Raw genomic sequence first — 15,206 nt, forward strand, 5'->3', positions numbered from 1 at the left:
AGGATCTCCACCGGCACGATCACTTCGGCGGCCTTGCGGATGAGCCCGCTCTGCAGCGCCCAGAGCGCTGCGGCATGGAAGAGCACCACGCCGCCAACGATCAAGGTCGTGCGGGAGACGCCGAGGGGAGAAGAGGGGGGAGAGGAAAAGCGGCTCGACACGGTCAACCCAGAAACACAGCCCGGCCATGCATGCAGAGCCGGTGAGCGTAGATCAGAAAAGAGGATCTAGCGGCGCAGTACCCACCAGACCGAGCCGGCGAAGATCAGGCCGCCGACGAGGGCTGCGACGAATTCCATGCTTTGCTCTCCGTGATGGCAGTGGCAAGCTGGATCGCGCGGGGTTCGATGTCGCTGTGAAGGGCGGCAACCGGATGCGACGCACTGCATTGGGCCACCACGTCGCGGGCACAGGTTTCGCAGCGGCCGCACTGGGTGGCCACACCGAGCTCGAATTGGATCTCGTCGAAACTCATGCCTGCACGGGCATGCCGCACGATCTCGCGGTCCGACACTCGGCGGCATACACAGACGATCATGGCGGTGGCTGCAGTTGGCTGGCTGTGAGGAAGAAGTTGGACGATTATAAATACGAATTTCTCGCATTCGCAATCTCTATCCTCACTGCAAAGAAGGGTGTCTTCGATGGGGCGTGAGCTACACCTCGGCCCACATCCGCAGCAGGTTGTGGTATGTGCCGGTCAGCGCCACCGTCTCGTCGGTCTCGCCGAGGCGGGCGCGCAGGCTCTGGATGTTCTGGTCCAGCTCGAACAGCAGTCCGCGGCGGGCGTCGTCGCGGACCATGCTCTGCAGCCAGAAGAAGGAGCACACCCGCGCGCCGCGCGTCACCGGCTGCACGCGGTGCAGGCTGCTCGACGGATACAGCACCAGGTCTCCCGCGGGCAGCTTGACCTCGTGCGTGCCGTAGGTGTCGACCACCTCCAGTTCGCCGCCGTCGTAGTCCTGTGGGTCGCACAGGAAGAGCGTGCACGACAGGTCCGTGCGCAGCTGTCCGCCGCCGCCCGGCAGGGAGCGCACCGAGCCGTCCACATGCAGGCCATAGGTCTCGCCGCCCTCGTAGCGGTTGAACATCGGCGGCACCACCCGCAGAGGCAGGGCCGCCGAGAAGAATTGTGGATGCCGGGCCAGCGCCTCGCGGATCACGCCGCCCAGTTCCTGGGCGACGGGCGACTGCTCCGAGAGCTGCCGGTTGTTCTTGACCCGCGCGCCCTGCGGGCCCGCCGAGTCGCGGCCGTCGATCCACTCGGCGGCGTCCAGCGCCGCACGCAGCTGCCGCACCTGCTCGGGGTTCAGGACTTCGGGGACATGGACCATCATGGTGTCGTTCTCCTCGACAAGCGAAAAACCCGGCCAGGCGGCCGGGTGGATGGGGACTGCGCGCCCTGAGGCGGCGGCAGGCGATCAGAAGCGGAAGTTGGCGCTCAGCAGTGCCGAGCGCGGCGTACCCATGACCAGCCGGTTGCCGCCGTTGTTCACCCGCGCCAGGTAGAACTTGTCGGCCAGGTTGTACAGGTTCAGCTGGATGCTGACGTTGCGGTTGATCTCATAACCCACCATCGCATCCCACACGGTGTAGCTCGGCACCTCGGGAAAGAAGCTGGTGGGCGTGATCGCCGCCGTGGAGGTTGAACGTTGCTGGGTCGACACGTAGCGCACCCCGCCGCCGACCGTCAGGCCGAAGGGGAACTTGTAGCTCGTCCACAGCGTGGCCGTGAGCTTGGGCGAATAGCGGATCTGTGCGCCGTTCTGCGTGGTGCTGGTACGCGAGCCTTCGAGGATCTTGGTGTCGATGCGGGCCAGGCCGCCGATGATCTGCCAGGCCGGCGTGATCTGGCCGACCGCGCTCAGCTCCAGGCCCTGCACGCGCGTCTTGCCGTACTGCTCGAAGTTGCCGAAGGTGTCGACCTGCACCTGTTCGTTCTCGTTCTTGGTGCGGAAGGCGGCGGCCGACAGTGCGAGGCGCCTGTCCAGAACATCCCATTTGGTGCCGAGCTCGACGGTCTTGGACTTCTGCGGATCGAGGCTCAGGTTGTTGACGTTGGCGGTGGTCAGCGACGTGGGGAAGCTGAAGTTGCCGCCCGGCGGCTGCGCGCCGGTCGCATAGGCGGCGTAGACGCTGCCGTTGTCCGCCGGCTTGTAGACGACGCCGAGCTTGCCGGTCAGAAGGTTGTCCGAGCCCTCCTGCGTGAGCGCCGTCTGCACACCATTCACCGGCGCGGCCAGGCTGGTGAAGCGGGTGCGGTAATGCTCCCAGCGCAGGCCGCCCGTGAGCTGCCACTGCTCGTTGAACTTGAGCGTGTCGAAGGCATACAGCGCGGCCGTGCTGGTCGTGCCTTCGGTGCTGGCGCCGGTGGGCAGCACGGGCACGAAGGCGCGGTACGGGTTCGGCATGTACAGGCTGTTGTAGGCCTGGTAGGACACCGTCCCGGCCGACACCGTGCGCACTCCGTTGGCCGCATTGATGGTGGCGGCCATCGTGGTGTTGTCCTGCTGCTCGCGCGCCAGTTCCAGGCCAGCGCTGATCGAATGCCTGATGCTGCCCGTGGTGGCCTCGGCCGTCACGTTGGTCTGGTTGGTCAGGATCTCGTTGCGCTGGCCCTTGCCCTGCGGCAGCACCCGCGTCGACCAGGTCAGCGGGTTGGTGACCGAGGGCGTCAGCAGCCCGTTGCTGAAGGGGGCGGTGAGAACCAGGTCCTGGTCGGTGCGGCCCCAGCGCGTGAGGTTGCGCAGCTTCACGCCGGAGTCGAAGTCGTGCTCGATCCGGGCCGTGAACATGTCGGCGTCCACGTTGTCGTGGTCGGACAGCCAGCCGTAGTAGTTGCTGGTGTCGGGCTGCGGGCCATTGCCGCCGATGCCTTTCAACTGGTCCAGGTAGTAGCCCTTCAGGCCGACGGTGGGAATGCCGCCGTCCGGCCTGTTGCGCTGGTTGACGTGCTGGTACTGCAGGATCACCCGCGTCGGCGTGTTCAGCCCGAAGGCGATGGACGGCGCAATGGCCCAGCCCTTGTTCTTGACATCGTCCCTGCCCGGCACGCCGCTGTCCTGCGTCATCACGTTCAGGCGCAGGGCCATCGTGCCCTCGGCGTTGAGCACGCGGTTGATGTCGGCCGTCGCGCGCTTCTGGTCGCCCGAACCCAGGCTCACGCTGCCAGCGAAGAAATTGGAGGCCTGCGGCACCTTGCTCACCAGGTTGATGTAGCCGGTGGGCGCGGTGCGGCCGATGTCGGCGCTGGCCGGGCCCTTGACCACCTCGACCTGCTCGACGTTGAACATGTCGCGCGTGACGGTGCCGACGTCGCGCGCGCCGTCCACGAAGATGCTGCCGGAGCTGTCGAAGCCGCGCAGGAAGACGGCGTCGCCGGTCGAGGTGTTGCCGTTCTCGCCCATCTGGAAGGTGATGCCGGGCGTGTTGCGCAGCGCCTCGGTCAGGGTGTTGGCACCCTGCTCCTGCAGCACTTCCTTCTTGATGACAGTGATGGTCTGCGGCGTGTCGACCAGCGGCTGCGTGAACTTGGGCGAGGAGACGGTGTCGGCCTTGAACGACTCGCGGGCGCCCTCCACGCGGACTTCGCGCAGCGTGCTGGTGCTGGCGGTGGTATCGGTGGTGGACGAGGCGGTCTGCGCGCCCGCAGGCGCGGCGATGGCCACGAGCGTGGCGGCGGCGGCGCCGGTCCAGCCCGCAGCTTTGCGCGGCACCGCGTGTTTGCGGCTCTTGATGTGTTGTGCCATGGGATTCCCTCCGGAAGCTGATTGCGTTGCGTGTTTCGCTTGGCTGGCGCAACGGGGAGGGCGCGTGGCTGGCAGGAGCCACAGCAGTCGATGCTGCAGCGCCGTGAATGATAACGACTCGCAACAAGATTGGAGGGATCGAGGCGGTCTCGGCGCATCGGAATCGCACCGGTGTGGCCCTGCGGCAACGCTGCCCCACGGGCGTGATGCCGTGACGGTGTTTCCGCGCCTCAGTACACGTCGCGCCGGTAGCGGCCTTCGCGGTGGAGCAACTGCATCGCCGGCTCGCCCAGGATCTGGCGCAGCGCGAGGTCCACCGCCGAGGCCATGCCCTGCAGGCTGCCGCAGACGTGGATGACCGCGCCACGCTCGCACCAGGCGCTCACCTGTGCCGCTTCGCGCAGCAGGCGGTGCTGGACATAGGCGCCATCGTCGTCGTCGCGGGAGAAGACCCGGTCCAGCCGCGCCAGACGGCCCTCGGCCTGCCACGCGGTCAATTCGTCGTCGAGCAGTCGGTCGTGCGCGCGTTGCCGCTCGCCGAAGACCAGCCAGTTCTCATGCTGCCCGCGCCGGATGCGCTCGCGCAGCAGCGCCCGCAGGCCGGCCAGGCCGGTGCCATTGCCGATCAGCAGCAGAGGTCGTTGCGCGTCGGGGTGCAGGCGGGAGCCGGGATGGGGGCGCAGCCGCAGCGGCACCGACTGGCCTGGCTGCAGCGTCTCTGTCAGCAGCCCCGACGCGGCACCAGGCCGGCCGTCCGGATGCCGGGTCTGCCGCACCATCAGCTGCAGATCGCCTTCCTCGGGAATGGAGCAGATCGAGTAGGCGCGGGGCCGCGTGGGGTCGCTGTCCAGGTGGAGGTCGACCAGGTCGCCCGCCTCCCAGTGCGGGGCCATGCCGGCAGGCGCCTGCAGGTGCAGGCGATGGATCGGTCCGCCCAGGCTGCCGGGGTTCAGGTGCTCGCGCTGGCGCAGGGTCCAGGGGTGGAAGGCCGTTTCGGCGTCGGCGCTGGCGGTCGGCGCGGTCAGGCCGAGGTGTTCGTGCCAACGCCGAAGCGCTTCGGGATCGCCGCGGTCCACGTCGATGCGCGCGAATTCGGGCGTGGCGCCCGCCGCCTGGAGCCAGGCGTCCAGCCGCCGGCCGAAGCCGCAGAAGTCGCGGTACTGCCGGTCGCCCAGTGCCAGCACGGCATAGCGCAGGTGGGCCAGCGCGGCCGGGCGGTGCATCACCGCGTCGGCGAACGCGCCCGCGCCATCCGGGGCGTCGCCTTCGCCGTAGGTGCTGGCGATGAACAGGGCGCGGGGCGTGCCGGCCAGCAGGTCGGCATCCAGTGCGTTGAGTGCCAGCACGCGCGCGGGCGTGCCGCTGCGGTGAAGGGCTTCTGCGGTGGCCCAGGCCCACTGCTCGGCCAGGCCAGTCTGCGTGGCGTGCAGGACCAGCACTGGGGAATCGGCGGTGCCAGAGAGATCCGCAACTGCATCACTCCGCGCCTTCGCCCGGTGCCGTTGCCTGGCGTAGATGGCGGCGCACAGCGCGGCATAGGCCAGCGTGGCGCCGCCGGCCGTCCAGTGGCGCAGCGCTTCGCTCACGACGCGGTGCCGATGCCGAAGCGCCAGCACCGGCTGGCCTGCCGGTGCAGCGTGCCAGCCGGCAGGCGCTCGGTGAAGAGCGCGGCGACCTCGTGCGCATCCGCGAAGGCCAGCCCTTCCTCGATGCCCATGACCGTGAGCAGCGTGGCCAGCGCATCGGCATCCATGCAGTTGGCGTGCACCACCGTCACGGCGGCCAGGGCGTGGCCGACCGGCTCGCCGGTGCGCGGATCGAGCGTGTGCGACCAGCGCCGCCCCGCGTGCTCCCGCACATGCCAGTGGTCGCCCGAGGTGGCGACGGCTTCGTCGCGCAACGGCAGGACCAGCGGCGGCTGGGCATCGGTGTCGGCGGCCGCGACCTGCGCCCGCCAGGGCCGTCCGTCCGGGCGTTGGCCGCGGGCGATCAGTTCGCCGCCGATCTCGAAGAGAAAGTCGTGCAGGCCCATGGCCGCGAGCGCCTCTGCCCCGCGGTCCACGGCGTGGCCCTTGGCGATGCCGGACAGGTCCAGCCTGAGGCCGCCGGGCTGCCTGGCTGACCGGCCATGCGCTTCGTCCCGCAGATCGAGCCGGCGCCAGCCATAGCGCGCCCGCGCCATCGCCAGCGTGCGCGAGTCCGGCCAGGCGGGCGAGGCGCTGGCGTCGGGTCCGAAGCCCCAGGCCGCCACCAAGGCGCCCAGCGTCGGATCGAAGGCGCCGTCGCCGGCCTGTGCCCAATGCAGGGCGCGGCCGAGCACGTGCGCCAATCCGCCGGGCAGGACATGCCAGCTGTCCGGCGGCGCGTCGTTGAAGCGACTGAGGGCGGAATCCCTCGCCCAATGGCTCATCTGCGCAACGACATCGTCCAGCACCGCCTCGACCGCCGCACGCACCTCGCCGAGCGGCAGCATCCGCGGGTTGTCCAGACGCAGCGACCAGTGGGTGCCCATGGTCTGGCCCGCCAGCGACTGCAGCCGTGCGGGGTCGGCCGGTCGTGGCATGCGCATCGGCGCATAGCCGCCGGCCTGCCAGCGGGCGAAGGACAGCGGCGTGTTGGCCGGGCGGTCGCGCCCGGTGGAGGACGAAGCGCTCACGCTCAGGGCAGGACCTCGAGCGTGGCCGCGTAGCTGAGCCGCCGCTCCTTGGCCTGCGGCAGCGAGGTCTTGGCGTCGCGCGTGCTCGCCTCCAGCCAATACATGCCGGCTGCGGGCCAGGTGATGTCGAACCGCCCCTGTGCGTCGGTCTTGACGGTCGTTTCGTTCAGCTTGTCGCGGTAGACGGTGTTGCCCTGCGTGACTGTCACGTCCAGTCCCGCCGCGGGCTGGCCATCGAGCAGTAGCGTGAAGCCGGACTTCTCGCCCTTGGCGTGGTCGGTGGCGCTGCCCGCCGCCACCAGTTCGAGGCCCTGGCCAGTCGGTTTGAGCGCCGTCGGCTTGCCCACCGAGACGAAGGTCTCCACGCGGCCCAGCGACTGCGTGACGGCGACGTCCTGCGCATCGGCCGGGATCTCGCGGCCGATGCTCTCGGCCGTACCGCGTGCACGGCGGGGCTGGCCGGTGGCTTTGTCCTTCCAGCTTGCGAAGACGCCGCTGTTGACCACGGCGATGCGGTAGGTGCCCGGCTGCGCCAGGTTCAGGTCGAACACGCTGCGGTACTTGAGCTTGGCCGTGTTCTCGGGCTTCACGGCGGCACCGTCGGGGCCGGTGACCTGCAGGTTGTCGAGGTTGAGCGGGAAGTGGTTGGCGACGAACAGGTCGTTGGAGACGGCGCCGTCCACGGTCACCCAGTCGGGCTTGGACAGCACGGTGGTGGAGGGCAGCAGCCAGAGGTTGTGCGCCTGGGCGGCGAGGGTGGCGCAAAGGCCCAGGGCCAGGGCCAGGGTGGCGAGACGGAAGGGAGTGCGCATGGGAGGCTCCGAAAAAGGATGTGGAGAGGGGCGGCTGGGGGCGGTCAGGGCTTGAGATCGAGCTTGATCTCGCCCAGCTCTTCCTTGCCGGCGGCGCCGGCCTGCTCGGCCTTGGCGGGCGGCCACTGGAAGGGGACGGTCACCACTTCGCGGCCGCCGACCTCGCGGGCGGCCTCGACGACCAGCCGGTAGCTGCCCGGCGCCAACTGGCCCAGCGGCTTGCTGCCTTCGGTGAAGGCGAGTGCATGGCGGCCCGCCGGCTTGGTGGCGCCGGTCACGCCGTCGATGGGCACGGACAGCTCGCGGCCGGTGCGGCGCCACCACTGGCGCAGGTCCTTGAGCCACTTGGTGCCTTCGCCCTCGGGGTTGTTGGCGCGGGTGCGCACGTCGTACCAGACGGCCAGCGTCGTGGCCACCGTGTTGTCGGGCCGTTCGATCCAGGCCGCCACATAGGGCCGGTGGTACTCGGAGACCGAAAGGCGCGGAATCTCGATGTTGACTCCGAGCCCGGCGGCCACGGCCGGGCCGGCGAACAGCAGCGACAGGGTGAGAGGCGCAAGGGGATAGCGAAGCTGCACGGAGCGTCCTTTGAAAGAGAAGCGAGGGAAGGGCGGGAAAGAGGCGGTCAATGGATGAGCAGCAAGGCCAGCAGCAGCGGCGCGAGCAGGCCCATGCCGACCATCGGCCAGGTGAAGGGGCGGCGGCCGGCGTGCATCTTCAGGATCAGCAGGCCCGTGAGCGAGAAGAGCAGGGCGGCGGCTGCGAACACGTCGATGAACCATCGCCACGCCGCCCCGGTGTGGCGGCCCTTGTGCAGGTCGTTGAGGTAAGCGATCCAGCCGCGATCGGTCCGCTCGTATTCGGCACTGCCGTCGTCCAGGGCGATGCGCACCCAGGCGTCGCCGCCCGGTCGGGGCAGGGACAGGTAGAACTCGTCGGCCGACCATTCGGCCTCTTGCCCGCCGGCGTCGACGGCCCACTGCGATTTCAGCCAACTCGCCAGTGCGGCCGGGGCGGGTGCGCGGCCATGGTGCTGTCGGTCGACATCGGGTTGCTGCTGCCGCAAGACGTCGCGCAGCGCCGGTGGCAACGTGGCCGTCTTGTGGAGGACATCCGGCCTGGCCTCGATGTCCGCCGCGTGGTTGAGCGTGATGCCCGTGAGGCTGAACAGCAGCATGCCCACCAGGCACAAGGCCGAGCTCACCCAGTGCCATTCATGGAGGGTCTTGAGCCAGTAGGCGCGGCGGGCGGAAGAGGCGGGGGATGTCATCGGCGCCGCGGATTCTATCGGCGCAAATGAGAATGGATGCTATTTGATTTCTGGGCAGGAAGTCGCGGATGCGGAGACATCGTTGCTGTGCCGATGTCTATTGCTATCGAATTCGCAGCGACGCGTGTCGGTAAAGTTTCATGAAGCGGCAAGGGCCCGCGAAGGGCCCTTGATAAAGCTCGGCGAATCGTGGCGCCGTGCGCCCGGCCGACTCAGTCGGCGTCGCCCATCTGCGACTGCAGGTAGTTCTGCAAGCCCACCTTGCCGACCAGATCGATCTGCGTCTCCAGGAAGTCGATCTGCTCTTCCGTGTCTTCGAGGATGTCCTCCAGCAGGTCGCGCGAGACGAAGTCGCGAACCGATTCGCAGTAGGCGATGCCCGCCTTGAGCGTGGATTGCGCGCCCTGCTCGGTGCGCAGGTCGCAATCGAGGATCTCGGGCACGTCTTCGCCCACGTTGAGCTTGCCCAGGTCCTGGAGGTTGGGCAGGCCGTCGAGCATGAAGATGCGGTCCATCAGCTTGTCCGCGTGCTTCATGGCTTCAATGGATTCGGAATATTCCTTCTTCGCCAGCTTGTCGAAGCCCCAATGCTTGAGCATCCGGTAGTGAAGGAAGTATTGGTTGATGGCGGTCAGCTCGATCTTGAGCTGGGCCTGGAGATGATCGATGACCTGGGGATCGCCTTGCATGTTCTCGTCCTCGGACCGGAGGGTCCCGAAGGGGCGGATTGTGCGGGCGCACTCCAGTGCCGACAAGGCAAGACCCGGCCGGTCTGGTCTGCATGCGTTTGATCGTGAGAGGCGTTCGTATCGGTCGGGCCGCGCACACCGACTTCGTCATAGCTACAGGGATCCCGATCGATAGTGTTTATCTATCAATTTCCTTTGGCTCATGCATATACTAGAGCCTCGCAAGTTTTTTCGACCTCAAGAGGAACCGCACATGTCCGTGATCAACACCGAAATCAAGCCCTTCAAGGCCACCGCTTACAAGGACGGCAAGTTCGTCGACGTCTCCAGCGACGACGTCAAGGGCAAGTGGTCCGTCTTCTTCTTCTACCCGGCCGACTTCACCTTCGTGTGCCCGACCGAGCTGGGCGACGTGGCCGACCACTACGCCGAGTTCCAGAAGATGGGCGTGGAGATCTACTCGGTCTCGACCGACACCCACTTCACCCACAAGGCCTGGCACGACTCGTCCGAGACCATCGGCAAGATCAAGTACACGATGATCGGCGACCCCACGCTGGCCATCAGCCGCAACTTCGAAGTGCTGCGTGAAGACCAGGGCCTGGCCAACCGCGGCACCTTCATCGTCGACCCGCAAGGCGTGATCCAGGCCCTGGAAATCACCGCCGAAGGCATCGGCCGTGACGCCAAGGACCTGCTGCGCAAGGTCAAGGCCGCCCAGTACGTCGCCTCGCACCCGGGCGAAGTCTGCCCCGCCAAGTGGGAAGAAGGCGCCGCCACCCTGAAGCCCTCCTTCGACCTGGTCGGCAAGATCTGAGCATGCCCTTCGCCCGGTTGGCGTCAGGCTTCCCGTGCCGGATGCACTCCCTTATCGGAGGGTGGACGGCGCACGCCTGAACCTGCCTGCCGGGCGGCTGCGCAGCAGCTGCCCCCGAGCCCGGGGCACCCTTGTGACTCGGGCTTTTTTATTGCCGGCCCGTCCCTAGATGCTGGAGACGAGCCCCGCCGTCGGGCCAACGCCCCGAGGCCCATCTCCCATTGAAGACCCGAACGCCAGAAAGACACCGCCATGCTTGACGCCGCCACCAAAGCCCAGCTTTCCAGCTACCTGGAGCGCATTTCCCAGCCCATCGAGATCGTGGCTGCGCTGGACGACTCGCCGGCGTCGGCACAGACGCGCGAGTTGCTCCAGGACATCGCCAGCACGTCGAAGCTGGTCACCGTGATCGACCACGCCGAGAGCAATGACCGCAAGCCCTCGTTCTCGATCAACAAGCCTGGCCAGACCGACGGCCCGCGCTTTGCCGGCCTGCCCATGGGTCATGAATTCACCTCGCTGATCCTGGCGATGCTGCAGCAGGGCGGCTATCCGCCCAAGGTGGAGCAGGCCATCCTCGACCAGATCAAGCAACTCGACGGCGACTTCGAATTCGAGGTCTACGTCTCGCTGACCTGCCACAACTGCCCGGACGTGGTGCAGGCCCTGAACCTGATGGCCGTGCAGAACCCGCGCATCAAGACCACCATGATCGAAGGCGGCACCTTCCAGAAGGAGATCGAGGACCGCCAGATCATGGGCGTGCCCACCGTGTTCATGAACGGCCAGATGTTCGGCTCGGGGCGCATGAGTCTGGAAGAGATCCTGGCCAAGATCGACACCAGCGGCGTCGAGCGCGAGGCCAAGAAGCTCAGCGCAAAGGAAGCCTTCGACGTGCTGATCGTCGGCGGCGGCCCGGCAGGCGCTGCGGCAGCGGTGTACGCGGCCCGCAAGGGCATCCGCACCGGCGTGGCGGCAGAGCGCTTCGGCGGCCAAGTGCTGGACACGCTGGGCATCGAGAACTTCATCTCCGTCAAGGAGACGCAAGGCCCGCACTTCGCGCTGGCGCTGGACGAGCACGTTCGCCATTACGACGTGGACGTGATGAACCTGCAGCGTGCATCGGCGCTGGTGCCGGGCAATGACCTGATCGAAGTGCGCATGGAAAGCGGCGCCACGCTCAAGGCCAAGACCGTGATCCTGTCGACCGGTGCCCGCTGGCGCAACATCAACGTGCCGGGCGAGCAGGAGTTCAAGAACAAGGGCGTGGCCTACTGCCCGCACTGCGACGGCCCGCTGTTCAAGGGCAAGCGCGTGGCGGTGATCGGCGGCGGCAACTCCGGCGTCGAGGCGGCCATCGACCTGGCCGGCATCGTGGGCCATGTGACGCTGATCGAGTTCGACACCCAGTTGCGCGCCGATGCGGTGTTGCAGCGCAAGCTCGCCAGCTTGCCCAACGTGACGGTGCTGACCAACGCGCAGACCACATCCATCACCGGCACCGACAAGGTGAACGGCCTGACCTACAAGGATCGCGCGACCGGCCAGGAGCAGCGTGTGGACCTGGAAGGCGTGTTCATCCAGATCGGCCTGGTGCCGAACACCGACTGGCTCAAGGGCACGGTCGAGCTGTCTCGCCACGGCGAGATCATCGTGGACGCCAAGGGCCAGACCTCGGTGCCGGGTGTGTTCGCTGCGGGTGACTGCACCACGGTGCCGTACAAGCAGATCATCATTGCCGCGGGGGAGGGCGCGAAGGCGGCACTCAGCGCCTTCGACCACCTGATCCGCACCAGCGCGCCCGTGGCTGCCTGAGCGCAGGCGGCGGGCCCGAGGCGGGCGCTGCAGAGCCCGCCCGCCGGGGCCGGAATCGGTCCACTCATTACAATTCGCCCGCCGCGCAGCCGCCCCGCTGCGCGGCGTTTTCGTTTTTGGGGCCATGTAGAGGAACACCATGTACAAAAACCTCGCAGCCGCGCTCGCGGCCGCCTGCTGTTTTCTGTCTTCCCCCTTCACCCATGCCCAGCCGACGCCGTCGCAGGCGCCGCTGAAGATCGGCATCGTCTACGTCGCACCGCTGGGCGACGCCGGGTGGGTGCACCAGCATGAGCTGGGCCGCCAGGCCATCGAGGCGGCGCTGCCCGGCAAGGTGAAGACCACCTATGTCGAGAACGTGGCCGAAGGGCCCGACGCCGAGCGAGTGATCCGCGATCTGGCACGCCAGGGCAACCAGCTCATCATCACGCCCAGCTTCGGCTACATGGCGCCGACGATGCGCGTGGCGCGCGAGTTTCCGCAGGTGCGTTTCGAGTCCATCACCGGCTATCAGCGTGCCGAGAACGTGGCGACGGCCAATGCGCGCTATTACGAAGGCCGTTATCTGGCTGGCGTGGCGGCAGGTCGCATGAGCAAGTCGCACGTCGCGGGCTACGTGGCGGGCTTCCCGATTCCCGAGGTGCTGCAGGGCATCAATGCCTTCACGCTCGGCATGCGTTCGGTCGATCCTGTCGCGCAGGTCAAGGTCGTGTGGCTCAACCAGTGGTTCGATCCGGCGCTGGAGCGCGATGCCGCAATGCGGTTGATGGACCAGGGCGCGGATGTGCTGGCCTTCCACACCGGTTCCAACGCCGTGATGAAGGCGGCGCAGGAGCGGGGCCGGATGGCGGTGGCCTACCACTCCGACATGCGCCAGGTGGCGCCCGATGCGCAGATCGTCGCCGTCACGCATCGCTGGGGCGACTACTACGTGCAGCGCGCCAAGGCGGTGCTCGATGGCAATTGGAAGAGCACCGACACCTGGGGCGGCGTCAAGGACGGGATGATCCGTGTCGGCGACTTCGGCCCCAAGGTGCCCAAGGCAGTGCAGGACGAGATGATGGCGCGCCAGCAGGACATTGCGGCCGGCCGGCTGCAGCCCTTCCGTGCCGTGGCCGCCGACGTGCGCGACAGCCAGGGCCGTATCGTGATCCCGCGCGGCCAGGCGCTGGACGACGACCAGATCCTCAAGATGAACTGGCTGGTCGAGGGCGTGCAGGGCCGCATCGAGCCCTGACCTTCCGCTGCCGCGCGGCATATAGCCGCTATAAGCCGAGCGGCAGTCGGGGCACTGCGGCTTCCAGTACGCTCCGCCGAAGTACTCGCGCGGCCTGGCGCCGCTGCTTCTCTCCCCCGATCCACGACCGATGAAAAAAGCCTACCGCGCCTCGCTCCTGCGTTTCGATGATGCCGGCCACGCCGTCTTCGACACCGATGGCCTGCTGGTGGTTGCACCCGACGACCGGGGCCGCGAGCGCGTGGTCGACGTCGGCAGCCACGGTGCGGTGCAGCCCCGCCATCCGGAAGTCGAGCCCGAGCATCTGTCGGGCCGCATCCTTGCGCCCGGCTTCGTGGACATGCACATCCACTTTCCGCAGACGGACATCATCGGCGCGCCGGCCGACGGCCTGCTGCCCTGGCTGGAGAACTACACCTTTCCGGCAGAGACCCGCTTTGCAGAACCCGCGCATTCGGCCGAGGTGGCCGAGGTCTTCCTGGACGAGCTCCTGCGCCACGGCGTGACCACCGCGCTCACCTTTGCGACCTCGCATCCCGCCTCGGTGGACGCGCTGTTCTCGGCCGCGCGGCGACGGCAGATGCGCCTGATCACCGGCAAGGTGCTGCAGGACCGCCATTCGCCCGATGGCGTGCGCGACGACACCGAGCGCAGCCTGGCCGACACCGAAGACCTGATCCGCCGCTGGCATGGCTTGGAACGGCTCGGCTACGCCATCACGCCCCGCTTCGCGCCCACCAGCACCGAGGGCCAATTGCGCGGTGCCGGCGAACTGGCGGCCCGCTATGGCGACACCTGGATCCAGTCGCACGTGGCCGAGAACAAGGACGAGGTGAAGTGGGCGCGCGAGCTGTTTCCCGCATCGCGCTCCTACCTGGGCGTCTACGACGACTTCGGCCTGATGCGCGAGCGCGCGGTGTACGCCCACTGCATCCATTTCGACGACGACGACCGCCACCTGATGCGTGCCACCCGCACCGCGGCGGCCGTCAGCCCCACCAGCAACCTGTTCCTGGGCAGCGGTTTCTTCGACTTCGAGGGCGCCCAGCGCGTCGACTACCTGCATGGACTGGCGAGCGACGTGGGCGGCGGCACCAGCTTCAGCCCCTTCCACACCATGCTGGCCGCCTATTACGCGGGACGTGAAGGGCAGACCAAGCCGGGCCTGAGTCTTGCCCCCTCGCGCCTGTGGTGGCTGCACACGGCGGGCGCCGCGCAGGCCCTGGGGCTGTCCGGCACCATCGGCAACCTGCAACCGGGCTGCGAGGCGGACTTCCTGGTGCTGGACCCGGCGGCGACGCCCTTGCTGGCGCGCAAGTCGGCCAACGCAGCCTCTCTGGAGGAACTGCTGTTCGCCCTCATCGTGCTGGGCGACGACCGTGTCATCGCGCGCACGGTGATCGCCCGTGCCGGCTGAGCCGCCGCCCGGGCCCCGCGTGCCACAATGCGGGCCCTCTTTTCCGACGCGTGCCCCGGCACGCCCAGCGCGAGTCTTCCCATGAGCATCAAGAGCGACCAATGGATCCGGCGCATGGCCGAGCAGCACGGCATGATCGAGCCTTTCGAGCCGGGTCAGGTGCGCCAGCAGGACGGTCGCAAGCTCATCAGCTACGGCACCAGCAGCTATGGCTACGACATCCGCTGCGCGCCCGAATTCAAGGTCTTCACCAACATCCACAGCACGGTGGTGGACCCGAAGAACTTCGACGAGAAGAGCTTCGTCGACATCCATGCCGACGTCTGCATCATCCCGCCCAACAGCTTTGCGCTGGCGCGGACGGTGGAGTACTTCCGCATTCCCCGCAATGTGCTGACCATCTGCCTGGGCAAGAGCACCTACGCGCGCTGCGGCATCATCGTCAACGTCACGCCTTTCGAGCCGGAGTGGGAAGGCTACGTGACGCTGGAGTTCTCCAACACCACGCCGCTGCCCGCGAAGATTTACGCGGGCGAGGGCTGTGCGCAGGTGCTGTTCTTCGAGAGCGACGAGGTCTGCGAGGTGAGCTACAAGGACCGCGGCGGCAAGTACCAGGGGCAGAGCGGCGTGACGCTGCCCAAGGCCTGAAGCCTTGCCGCCGGCGGATGCCAGGGAGGGTGCCCGGCGCGGCTGACAGCCGCTGCTTGGCGGCGCCTACAAGGATTCGCGCAGCGGGCCGCCACG

At 67.8% G+C, this 15,206-nt stretch carries 14 protein-coding genes and 1 pseudogene; 5 read left to right on the plus strand and 10 right to left on the minus strand.

All coding sequences use genetic code 11. From position 1 onward, the window contains the following. From ABIC63_RS25030 to bfr, 10 genes and pseudogenes are all read right to left on the minus strand, one after another. Positions 1–161: pseudogene (locus tag ABIC63_RS25030) on the minus strand (energy transducer TonB); the annotation flags it as partial. A gap of 104 nt (positions 162–265) precedes the next feature. After that, a complete protein-coding gene (locus ABIC63_RS25035; RefSeq protein ID WP_043112580.1) occupies positions 266–538 on the minus strand; it encodes a (2Fe-2S)-binding protein in 273 nt (90 codons plus the stop codon). A gap of 118 nt (positions 539–656) precedes the next feature. Further along, positions 657–1,337, minus strand: coding sequence for a Fe2+-dependent dioxygenase (locus ABIC63_RS25040; RefSeq protein WP_294372559.1), 681 nt, complete (start codon positions 1,335–1,337; stop codon positions 657–659). Positions 1,338–1,421: 84 nt separating this feature from the next. After that, positions 1,422–3,749, minus strand: a complete 2,328-nt coding sequence (locus tag ABIC63_RS25045; RefSeq protein ID WP_354321786.1) for a catecholate siderophore receptor Fiu — start codon at positions 3,747–3,749, stop codon at positions 1,422–1,424. A gap of 230 nt (positions 3,750–3,979) precedes the next feature. Beyond that, a complete protein-coding gene (locus ABIC63_RS25050; RefSeq protein WP_354321787.1) occupies positions 3,980–5,335 on the minus strand; it encodes a sulfite reductase subunit alpha in 1,356 nt (451 codons plus the stop codon). After that, entirely contained in the window at positions 5,332–6,405 is a 1,074-nt protein-coding gene (locus tag ABIC63_RS25055) for an FAD:protein FMN transferase (RefSeq protein WP_354321788.1), read from the minus strand. The genes ABIC63_RS25050 and ABIC63_RS25055 overlap by 4 nt, the downstream gene beginning before the upstream one ends. A gap of 2 nt (positions 6,406–6,407) precedes the next feature. Next, entirely contained in the window at positions 6,408–7,217 is an 810-nt protein-coding gene (locus ABIC63_RS25060; protein WP_354321789.1) for a DUF4198 domain-containing protein, read from the minus strand. Between the two features lie 44 nt (positions 7,218–7,261). Continuing rightward, positions 7,262–7,795 carry a DUF2271 domain-containing protein gene (locus tag ABIC63_RS25065; protein ID WP_354321790.1) on the minus strand — a complete coding sequence of 178 codons (534 nt, stop codon included), beginning with the start codon at positions 7,793–7,795 and terminating at the stop codon, positions 7,262–7,264. Between the two features lie 47 nt (positions 7,796–7,842). Next, complete coding sequence (locus tag ABIC63_RS25070) at positions 7,843–8,487, minus strand: PepSY-associated TM helix domain-containing protein (protein WP_354321791.1); 645 nt, start codon at positions 8,485–8,487, stop codon at positions 7,843–7,845. Positions 8,488–8,699: 212 nt separating this feature from the next. Further along, positions 8,700–9,176: a bacterioferritin gene (gene bfr / locus ABIC63_RS25075; protein ID WP_295374261.1), complete on the minus strand. Its 477-nt coding sequence runs from the start codon at positions 9,174–9,176 to the stop codon at positions 8,700–8,702. A gap of 253 nt (positions 9,177–9,429) precedes the next feature. On the opposite strand from bfr, the gene ahpC reads away from it, so the two are divergent. From ahpC to dcd, 5 genes are all read left to right on the plus strand, one after another. After that, positions 9,430–9,993, plus strand: coding sequence for an alkyl hydroperoxide reductase subunit C (ahpC, locus tag ABIC63_RS25080; RefSeq protein ID WP_354321792.1), 564 nt, complete (start codon positions 9,430–9,432; stop codon positions 9,991–9,993). 252 nt (positions 9,994–10,245) lie between these two features. Then, complete coding sequence (ahpF, locus tag ABIC63_RS25085) at positions 10,246–11,808, plus strand: alkyl hydroperoxide reductase subunit F (RefSeq protein ID WP_294372539.1); 1,563 nt, start codon at positions 10,246–10,248, stop codon at positions 11,806–11,808. A gap of 139 nt (positions 11,809–11,947) precedes the next feature. Further along, complete coding sequence (locus tag ABIC63_RS25090) at positions 11,948–13,045, plus strand: BMP family ABC transporter substrate-binding protein (RefSeq protein ID WP_354321793.1); 1,098 nt, start codon at positions 11,948–11,950, stop codon at positions 13,043–13,045. 130 nt (positions 13,046–13,175) lie between these two features. Further along, positions 13,176–14,462 (plus strand): guanine deaminase, encoded by a 1,287-nt coding sequence (gene guaD / locus ABIC63_RS25095; protein ID WP_354321794.1) that lies wholly within the window; start codon positions 13,176–13,178, stop codon positions 14,460–14,462. Between the two features lie 81 nt (positions 14,463–14,543). Continuing rightward, entirely contained in the window at positions 14,544–15,110 is a 567-nt protein-coding gene (gene dcd, locus ABIC63_RS25100) for a dCTP deaminase (RefSeq protein ID WP_058641997.1), read from the plus strand. Positions 15,111–15,206: the final 96 nt, after the last annotated feature.

This window comes from Pseudacidovorax sp. 1753 (assembly GCF_040544975.1).
Classification (GTDB): Bacteria; Pseudomonadota; Gammaproteobacteria; order Burkholderiales; family Burkholderiaceae_C; genus Xenophilus.

Bases quoted from the DNA above. Each gene is read 5' to 3' on its own strand.
- ABIC63_RS25035 (WP_043112580.1), bottom strand. From the start codon at position 538: ATGATCGTCTGTGTATGCCGCCGAGTGTCGGACCGCGAGATCGTGCGG.
- ABIC63_RS25040 (WP_294372559.1), bottom strand. From the start codon at position 1,337: ATGATGGTCCATGTCCCCGAAGTCCTGAACCCCGAGCAGGTGCGGCAG.
- ABIC63_RS25045 (WP_354321786.1), bottom strand. From the start codon at position 3,749: ATGGCACAACACATCAAGAGCCGCAAACACGCGGTGCCGCGCAAAGCT.
- ABIC63_RS25060 (WP_354321789.1), bottom strand. From the start codon at position 7,217: ATGCGCACTCCCTTCCGTCTCGCCACCCTGGCCCTGGCCCTGGGCCTT.
- ABIC63_RS25070 (WP_354321791.1), bottom strand. From the start codon at position 8,487: ATGACATCCCCCGCCTCTTCCGCCCGCCGCGCCTACTGGCTCAAGACC.
- bfr (WP_295374261.1), bottom strand. From the start codon at position 9,176: ATGCAAGGCGATCCCCAGGTCATCGATCATCTCCAGGCCCAGCTCAAG.
- ahpC (WP_354321792.1), top strand. From the start codon at position 9,430: ATGTCCGTGATCAACACCGAAATCAAGCCCTTCAAGGCCACCGCTTAC.
- ahpF (WP_294372539.1), top strand. From the start codon at position 10,246: ATGCTTGACGCCGCCACCAAAGCCCAGCTTTCCAGCTACCTGGAGCGC.
- ABIC63_RS25090 (WP_354321793.1), top strand. From the start codon at position 11,948: ATGTACAAAAACCTCGCAGCCGCGCTCGCGGCCGCCTGCTGTTTTCTG.
- guaD (WP_354321794.1), top strand. From the start codon at position 13,176: ATGAAAAAAGCCTACCGCGCCTCGCTCCTGCGTTTCGATGATGCCGGC.
- dcd (WP_058641997.1), top strand. From the start codon at position 14,544: ATGAGCATCAAGAGCGACCAATGGATCCGGCGCATGGCCGAGCAGCAC.